The organism is Rathayibacter sp. AY1F6 (genome assembly GCF_002932035.1).
GTDB lineage: Bacteria > Actinomycetota > Actinomycetes > Actinomycetales > Microbacteriaceae > Rathayibacter.
In genome coordinates this window covers 122254-128603 of the sequence record NZ_PSVD01000008.1, presented here as the reverse complement: position 1 = coordinate 128603, position 6350 = coordinate 122254, and the positions used below count along the sequence as shown (strand labels likewise).

The following is a 6350-nucleotide window of genomic DNA, read 5'->3' as shown; positions in this document are numbered from 1 at the left end:
CGGGAGACTCGCAGCATGACAGGACAGAGCACGACCCCGCCGGGCTCCGCGGAGCCCGGCGGGGTCGTGCTCTGTCCTGTCATGCTGCGAGTCTCCCGTGCGCTCCACGGCCCGGACCATCGGGGGAACCCCTGATCCGACCCCGAGAGCACCCCCGATCGTGCGGCCGACCTGTTTGGATGCAGGGGTGAGCACAGTCCCCGGCACCGCCGTCCGCCCCCCGCTGCAGCGGCCGCGGACGATGCTGCTCGGCGGAGTGTGCACCGCGGTCGCCGACCACCTCGGCTGGAGCGTGCGGAGGACCCGCCTCCTGGCCGTCCTCACGACCGCGCTCGGCGGGGGCGGCGCGCTCCTCTACCTCTGGCTCTGGGCCCTGGTGCCCCTCGCGCCGCTCGAGTCGCGCGACGCGGATCCGGCCGTCCGCCGCTCCGCTCCCGTGGCCGGCCTGCTGACCCTCGCCGCCGCCGTCGCGGCGCTCGCCGTGCTGATCACCGTCGACAGCGGCGACGACGCCGACATCACGCGCGCGCTCGTCGCCGTCGGCCTGCTCGCGGGAGGAGCCGTCGGCTGGAGCCTCGGGCTCGACCGCGGCGACGCCGTCCGCCCCGCCCGGTACGGCTCCGCGGTGCGCCTCGCCTCCTGCGCGCTGCTGGTGCTCGCCGGAGCGGCCGTGCTCACCGGCCGCCCGAGCGCCCTCAACGCGGTGCTCGCCGTGGGCGTGCTGCTGATCGCCGCCGGCGTGCTGGCCGCGCCCCGGGTGGTGACCCTCTGGTCCGAGCTGATGGGCGAGCGCGCCGCCCGCGTGCGCGAGGAGCAGCGGGCCGAGATCGCCGCGCACCTGCACGACTCCGTGCTGCAGACCCTCGCGCTCATCCAGAACCGCGCCGGAGCCTCGAGCGAGGTCGCCCGCATCGCCCGCGCCCAGGAGCGGGAGCTGCGCGACTGGCTGTTCGAGCGCGACGTCCCGGTCGCCAACGACCTGGCCGCCGAGGTCCGGGCGATCGCCGCCGCCGTCGAGCTCGACTACCCCGTGCACCTCGAGGTGGTGGCCGTCGGAGTGTCCGTCCCCGGCGCCGCCGCGCTCCTCGCCGCGACCCGCGAGGCCGTGCTGAACGCGGCCCGGCACGCGGGCGGCGACGTCTCGGTGTACCTCGAGTCCTCCGTGCAGGGCGTCGACGTGTTCGTGCGCGACCGCGGCCCCGGCGTCGTCCTCGACGAGGTGCCCGGCGACCGCCTCGGCATCCGCGAGTCGATCATCGGCCGGATGGCGCGCGCGGGCGGCAGCGCGACCGTGCGTCCCGGGGTCGGCGGCACCGGCACCGAGGTGCATCTTCGGCTCCCCGCGGAGGTCGAGCGGTGACCCGCGTGCTGCTGGTCGACGACCACTCCATCTTCCGCTCCGGCCTGCGGGCCGACCTCGCCCCCGAGCTCGAGGTCGTCGGGGAGGCGGCCGACGTCGACTCCGCCGTCGGCCTGGTCGCCTCGCTCGCGCCTGAGGTGGTGCTGCTCGACGTGCATTTGCCGGGCGGTGCGGGCGGAGGCGGGGCCGAGGTGCTGCGGCGCAGCGCCGGGTCGTCGTCGCGCTTCCTGGCGCTGAGCGTCTCGGACGCCGCGGAGGACGTGGTCGGCGTGATCCGCGCCGGCGCCCGCGGCTACATCACCAAGGCCAGCTCCGGAGCCGAGGTGAGCCGGGCCGTGCTCGCGGTGGCGGGCGGGGACGCCGTGTTCTCGCCGCGCCTGGCCGGCTTCGTGCTCGACGCCTTCGGGGCGCTGGCGGGCGAGCAGGCGGAGTCGGTGGACGAGCTCGACCGGCTCTCGGCCCGCGAGCGCGAGGTGATGCGCCTGATCGCCCGCGGATACGCCTACAAGGAGGCGGCCGCCGAGCTCTTCATCTCGGTCAAGACGGTCGAGTCCCACGTCTCCGCCGTCCTCCGCAAGCTGCAGCTCTCCTCCCGCTACGAGCTCACCGCCTGGGCCTCCGCGCGCCGCCTGCTCTGAGGCGCGCGCGAGCAGTCAACCCCGTCCCTCCTCCCGCTCCTGCCGTCCGACACTGTCGGGACACGACAGGAAAGGACGACCCGATGGTGACCACCACCCCCGCTCTCCCGACCCTGGCCGAGCTCCTCCGCGACTCCCGGCCCGTGTCGCAGCTCTACGTCGACCTCGCGATCGACTCCGGGGATCCGCCGGACATCTCGCTCGAGCGCGCCACGTCCCTCGGAGACGAGCTCGCCCGCCAGGGTGCGCCCCAGGCCGACATCCGGGCCCTCGCCGCTCTGCTCGAGGGGGCCGGGCGCCCCCAGGGCGCCTGCTGCCTCTTCGCGGTCGCCGTGGACGGGAGGGTCGTGCTGAACGAGGTGCTGCCGGGCCGGCCGGTCGCGCCCGAGGGCGTCTCCTACAGCCCGCTCCCCGACATCGTGCCGCTGCTGCAGCACCGGCCCGACCTGCGCGTCCTCGTCGTCGAGACCTCGCGGGACGGCGGCGAGATCCGCCTGCACCGCCTGGGCGCGCAGCGACCCGAGGCCGAGCAGGCCGTGCAGGGCCGCACCGACACCCTCCACAAGGCGCAGGCCGGCGGCTGGCGGCACGACCGGTTCCACCACCACGCGGAGGAGATCTGGCGGCGCACGCAGGCCGAGCTCGCCGCCGCGGTGGACGAGCTCGTGCGCGTGCACCGGCCGTGCCTGCTGGTCGTCGCGGGGGACATCCACGCCCGGCAGCTGCTCGCGCAGCAGCTCTCGCCGAGCAGCGCCGCGATCCTGGCCGTCGAGCCCGTGAACACGCGGGCCGCCGGCAGCGAGGAGGGGGCGCTGGAGCGGTTCGTCGACGAGCAGCTCGACCGCATCCTGCTGCGCGAGAAGGAGGACGTGCTCGACGCCCTGCGCACCGGGGAGCCGCGCCGCACCGTCGAGTACTCGCTCGGCGCGATCGTCACGGCGCTGGCCTCGGCACAGGTCGAGACGCTGGTGCTCGACCCCGGCCGGCTGCGCGAGCGCGCTCTGCTGGCGCTCGCCGCGGAGCCGTGGGTCGCGTCGGCCCAGGAGGAGGCGCTGGGCACCGAGGTGATCGACTCCGTCGACGCCGCCCTCGCGCTGGCCCGCGCCGCCGTGCTCACGGACGCGCGCGTGCTCGTCACCGACTCCCGCACCGCCCCGGAGGGGGTCGACGTGGTGACGCTGCCGCACGACGCCGACGCCGCGGCGATCCTCCGCTGGCGCACCGGCCCGCCGGTCCCGGGGGCCTGAGCGGCGGGACCCCGAGCGTGACAGGGCCCGGGCCCCGATCCTGTGATCGGTCCCGGGCCCTGTCCGGCCTCACGCCTGCAGGTCGTCCTCGCCCTCGGCGGCCGCGCGCCACCGCGCTCCGAGTCCGAGCGCGGTGGCGCCCGCGGCCAGGAGTGCGGTGGCGCCCGCGATCAGGCCGACGCTCTCGACTCCGGTCGAGGCCAGTCCGCCGCCCGAGCCGCCGACGGGCAGCGGGGTGGGCGTGCCGGTCGGCGCGGTCGTGGGCACCGGGGACGGAGCCGCGGTGGGCGCCGCGGTCGGCCCGGCGGTCGGAGCCGTGGTGGGAGTCGCCGTGGGCGCGGTGGTCGGCGGGGTCGTCGGTGCCGTGGTCGGCCCGGCGGTCGGCGTCGGAGTCGGCGCCACCACCTGCGAGGCCGGCAGGATCTGCACGATGGTCGGACGCGGTGCCGCCACCGCTCCCGCCGCCGTCGATCCGTAGTCCGGGAAGAACGAGGTCGGCGCCTCGAAGGTGCCCTCCTCGCCCGGGTGCTGCACCGCCACGAACACGTGCTGGTCGAGGTCGTGAACGATCGGTCCGCAGGTCTCGGCGTCGCGGGGCACCGAGAGGAACTGCTCCACCCTGCCGCGCGTCGCGCCCTCGAGCGCGACCTTGAAGAGCCCGTCGTTGTAGCCGATGCCGCTCGGGGCGCCATCGGTCGAGATCCAGAGGTTCCCGACCGAGTCGAAGGCCAGGTTGTCCGGGCACGAGATCGGCGAGACCTGGTCCGCCGGGAAGCCGGAGAAGTAGACGACGTCGCCCTGCGCCTGGTCGCCGCAGAGCATCAGCAGGTTCCAGGTGAAGGTGCGGCCGGTCTGGTCGCCGCCGTCCTCGATGATCCCGACGATGTGGCCGTCGCGGTTCTCGGTGCGCGGGTTGACCTCGGTCGCGCCCTCCTTGGCGCCCTCGGTGCCGCGGGCGGAGTTGTTGGTGCAGGCCACGTAGATCCGGCCGCTGACCAGGCTGGGCTGCACGTCCTCGCAGCGGTCCATCTTGGTCGCGCCCGCGGCGTCCGCCGCCTGGCGGGTGTGCACGAGCACCTCGGCGACGCTCATCCCGGCGATCGTCGAGGCGCCGTTCAGCACCAGGGGCAGCCACTCGCCGATGCCGTCGAAGCCGCCGTCCGAGGGGACCGCCCCGGTGCCGGTGATCTCGGCCGCGGGGGAGTCGCCGGTGAAGCGGGCGACGTAGAGGTCGCCCTCCTCCATCAGGGTCTTGTTGTGGGCGCGGTCGCCCTCGATGTAGCGCTTCGTCGAGACGAACTTGTAGAGGTAGTCGAAGCGCTCGTCGTCCCCCTGGTACGCGACCACGCGGCCGTCCGGGGCGATGATGACGTTCGCGCCCTCGTGCTTGAGCCGGCCGAGCGCCGTGTGCTTCTTCGGCGTGGAGTCGGGGTCGAAGGGGTCGAACTCCACGATCCAGCCGAAGCGGTTCGGCTCGTTCTCGTAGCCCGGGGTGCGGGCGTCGAAGCGGGGGTCGTCGAGCTCCCAGAGGCGCGAGGTCTCGGAGTCGGCGAGGCCGTAGCGCTTCTCGGCGTCGCTCGTGCCGACGGCGCGGAAGTAGCCGTTGAAGTTCTCCTCGCCCGAGAGGATCGTGCCCCACGGCGTCGTGCCCCCGGAGCAGTTGCCGAGCGTGCCGAGCACGGTGCGGCCCTCGGGGTCGGCGACCGTCTTCAGCAGGTCGGTGCCGGCGGCGGCGCCGGTCACCTCGTAGGGGGTGTCGAGCAGGTAGCGGCGGTTGCGCTCGCCCCCGCGGACGTAGGCCCACGGGCGGTCGACCGCGGTGCGGACCAGCTCGACGACGCTGAGGCCGTGGGCGGCGCGGCCGACGGCGCGCACGCGCTCCGGCTCCGCCTCGAGCTGCGCGGCCGGGAACATGATGCTCTCGTTCGTGTACTCGTGGTTCACGACGAGCAGGGCGCGGAGGCGCTTCGAGCCCGGGATCTCGACGATGTCGGTGTAGTCGTTGTTGTAGCCGAACTGCGCGGCCTGGGCGGCCTCCGTCTGGTCGGCGATGTCGAAGGCGGGGCTGTCGGCGAAGAGCGGGTCGCCCCAGCGGATGATCGGCTGCCAGGCGAAGCCCTCGGGGACGGTGAACCGGTCGACCGTGTACGGCACCGGAGCGATGGGAGTGAAGGCGAGCGGCGAGCCGTCGGTCGGGGTCGCCACGGCCGCCTCGGCGGTGGGCGCTCCTCCGGCGGAGGCGACGGCGACGGTGACCGCGCCGGCCAGGCCGAGGCCGAGGGCGCTGCGGCGGGAGAGCTGCGACGAGACGATGTCGCGGAAGTAGCTGTTGTGCGACGTGTTGCAGGTCGCGGTGGAGCAGGCGTTGGCGCACTTCAGCGCGCAGGTGACGGGGCTGCGCTTGCCGCGCACGTGGCCGGCCATCGGGAGGAGGAGCGGGCGGCGGGCGGTGTCTGACATGGAGGTCCTTCGATCACGAGCAGGAGACGCGATCGAGGCAAGCAGGGGGAGGGGGCGCCGATGCCGCCGGGTGGAGGCTCCTCCCTGAACGGGACGTGAACGTTCTCACAAGAAGGTGAGGCTCACCTTCCCTCCCGGCGGCCCTCCGAGCGCGCCTCCAGGACCGCCCCGACGTTCCCCGCGATCCACTCGACGACCGGCAGCAGCCGATCCGCCAGCTCCGCTCCCAGCGGCGTCAGCCGGTACTCGACGTGCGGCGGGACGACCGGCCGCGCCTCGCGGTGCACGAAGCCGTCCTCCTCCAGGATCCGCAGCGTCTGAGCGAGCATCTTCTCGCTGATCCCGCCGATCCGGCGCCGCAGAGCGCCCCAGCGCAGCGTGCCCGGAGCGAGCGCCGCGAGCACCAGGACGCCCCACTTGCTGGTGACGTGGCCGAAGACCTCGCGGCTCGGGCAGTCGGCGGAGTAGACGTCCCCGGCGAGCAGGGGGGAGTCGGCGATCGTCATGGGTGCTCCTCGGGACAGGGGTGATGACAGTACTAACGAAATAGTGGGTACTGCATTCCGGGAAGCAGGAGGAGGATGCGCCGGTTGCACCCTCCTGGCGGCGGACCCCGCCCGCCCCACCCGTCAGGAAGGACCCCTC

Annotated in this window: 5 protein-coding genes; 3 read left to right on the top strand and 2 right to left on the bottom strand. The window is 74.5% G+C overall.

What is annotated here, in order from left to right:
• The first annotated feature begins 187 nt into the window (after nt 1-187).
• The 3 genes from C5C44_RS09315 to C5C44_RS09305 all read left to right on the top strand — a co-directional run bounded on the left by C5C44_RS09315 (nt 188) and on the right by C5C44_RS09305 (nt 3245).
• Nucleotides 188-1360, top strand: coding sequence for a sensor histidine kinase (locus C5C44_RS09315; protein ID WP_146084328.1), 1173 nt, complete (start codon nt 188-190; stop codon nt 1358-1360).
• Entirely contained in the window at nt 1357-1998 is a 642-nt protein-coding gene (locus tag C5C44_RS09310; RefSeq protein ID WP_104225749.1) for a response regulator transcription factor, read from the top strand. The genes C5C44_RS09315 and C5C44_RS09310 overlap by 4 nt, the downstream gene beginning before the upstream one ends.
• 83 nt (nt 1999-2081) lie before the next feature.
• Nucleotides 2082-3245, top strand: a complete 1164-nt coding sequence (locus tag C5C44_RS09305; protein WP_104335738.1) for a Vms1/Ankzf1 family peptidyl-tRNA hydrolase — start codon at nt 2082-2084, stop codon at nt 3243-3245.
• Between the two features lie 69 nt (nt 3246-3314).
• Here the strand turns inward: C5C44_RS09305 and C5C44_RS09300 are convergent, their stop codons facing one another.
• Both C5C44_RS09300 and C5C44_RS09295 read right to left on the bottom strand, forming a co-directional pair.
• Entirely contained in the window at nt 3315-5705 is a 2391-nt protein-coding gene (locus C5C44_RS09300) for a PhoX family phosphatase (RefSeq protein WP_104335737.1), read from the bottom strand.
• 122 nt (nt 5706-5827) lie between these two features.
• Nucleotides 5828-6211 carry a helix-turn-helix domain-containing protein gene (locus C5C44_RS09295; protein ID WP_160033071.1) on the bottom strand — a complete coding sequence of 128 codons (384 nt, stop codon included), beginning with the start codon at nt 6209-6211 and terminating at the stop codon, nt 5828-5830.
• Nucleotides 6212-6350: the final 139 nt, after the last annotated feature.

Bases quoted from the DNA above. Each gene is read 5' to 3' on its own strand.
- C5C44_RS09305 (WP_104335738.1), top strand. From the start codon at position 2,082: ATGGTGACCACCACCCCCGCTCTCCCGACCCTGGCCGAGCTCCTCCGC.
- C5C44_RS09295 (WP_160033071.1), bottom strand. From the start codon at position 6,211: ATGACGATCGCCGACTCCCCCCTGCTCGCCGGGGACGTCTACTCCGCC.
- C5C44_RS09300 (WP_104335737.1), bottom strand. From the start codon at position 5,705: ATGTCAGACACCGCCCGCCGCCCGCTCCTCCTCCCGATGGCCGGCCAC.